This window comes from Methylobacterium sp. E-046, assembly GCF_022829625.1.
Classification (GTDB): Bacteria; Pseudomonadota; Alphaproteobacteria; order Rhizobiales; family Beijerinckiaceae; genus Methylobacterium; species Methylobacterium longum.
Map to the genome: position 1 here is coordinate 1 of NZ_JAKSYP010000230.1, position 1,422 is coordinate 1,422.

The 1,422-nt window shown below is 72.4% G+C and carries 1 protein-coding gene; it reads right to left on the reverse strand.

All coding sequences use genetic code 11. The features are described 5' to 3' along the window. Positions 1-9 precede the first annotated feature (9 nt). Positions 10-1,419 carry a mannose-1-phosphate guanylyltransferase/mannose-6-phosphate isomerase gene (locus MKK82_RS24550; protein ID WP_243987175.1) on the reverse strand — a complete coding sequence of 470 codons (1,410 nt, stop codon included), beginning with the start codon at positions 1,417-1,419 and terminating at the stop codon, positions 10-12. Between the last annotated feature and the right edge of the window lie 3 nt (positions 1,420-1,422).

The window sequence follows — 1,422 nt, forward strand, 5'->3', positions numbered from 1 at the left end:
GTTCTGGTGTCAGCGTCCGTAGATATCCTCGACGCGGATGATGTCGTCCTCGCCGGTGTAGGATCCGACCTGGACCTCGATCAGCTCGAGCGGGATCTTTCCGGGATTGGCCAGGCGGTGCATCGAGCCGATCGGCAGGTAGATCGCCTCGTTCTCGTGGACCAGGGTGACCCGCTCGTCCACCGTCACCTCGGCGGTGCCGCGCACCACCACCCAGTGCTCGGCCCGGTGGTAGTGCTTCTGCAGCGACAGCCGCCCGCCCGGCACCACCTGGATGCGCTTGACCTGGAAGCGCTCGCCGATGTCGATCCGCTGGTACCAGCCCCACGGCCGGTACATCCGCAGATGCGCGTCCGCCTCCGGCTCGCCCGACGCCCGCAGGGCGTTGACCAGCTCCTTGACCTGCCCGGACTGCGCCTTGGAGGCCACCAGTACCGCGTCGGGGGTCGAGACCACCACCACGTCCTCCAGCCCGACCACCGCGGTCAGGCCGCCGCCCTGGCTGTGCACCAGGCTGTTCTTCGTGCCGATCAGCGACACCCGGCCCCGCACCGCGTTGCCGGCCGCGTCGTGGTCCAGCACCTGCCAGACCGCGTCCCAGGTGCCGACATCCGACCACGCGAACGACACCGGCAGCACGCCGGCCCGCGCGGTCCGCTCCATCACCGCGTAGTCGATCGAGATCTTGGGCGCGCGCGCGAACGCCGCCGCGTCCAGGCGCACGAAGTCGAGGTCGGTCACCGCCGCCTCGTACGCCGCGCGCGCCGCCGCCAGCACCTCGGGCACGAACGCCTCCAGCTCGGACAGCATCAGGTCGGCGCGGAACAGGAAGTAGCCCGAGTTCCACACCGCGCCCTCCGCGATCAGCGCCTCGGCCCCGGCTTGGCTGGGCTTCTCGACGAAGCGGGCGACGCGGGCCGCGCCCGGCGCCTCGGCGATCGGCTCGCCGCGGCGGATGTAGCCGTAGTCGCTGGCGGGCCGGTCGGGCTCGATGCCCAGCGTCATGGTGTAGCCGGCCCGCGCGCCCGCGGCCGCGCGCCGCACGGCGTCCACGAACGCGTCCGTGTCGGGCACGACGTGGTCGGCGGCCAGGATCAGCACCACCGCCTGCGGGTCGCTGGCCGCGGCGTGCAGCGCCGCCACCGCCACCGCGGCGGCGGAGTCGCGCCCCTGCGGCTCGAGCAGGATGTCGGCCGACAGGCCGAGCTGGTCGCGCTGCTCGGCGACGATGAAGCGGGTCTCGGCCGAGGCGATGACGGTCGGCGTGGCGAAGACGGACGCGTCCGACACCCGCCCCAGCGTCGCCTGGAAGGTCGAGGCCTGCGCATCCACAAGCCGGGCGAACTGCTTGGGCATGCTCTCCCGCGAGGCCGGCCACAGGCGCGTGCCCGTCCCACCACACAAAATCATCGGGTGAATGAG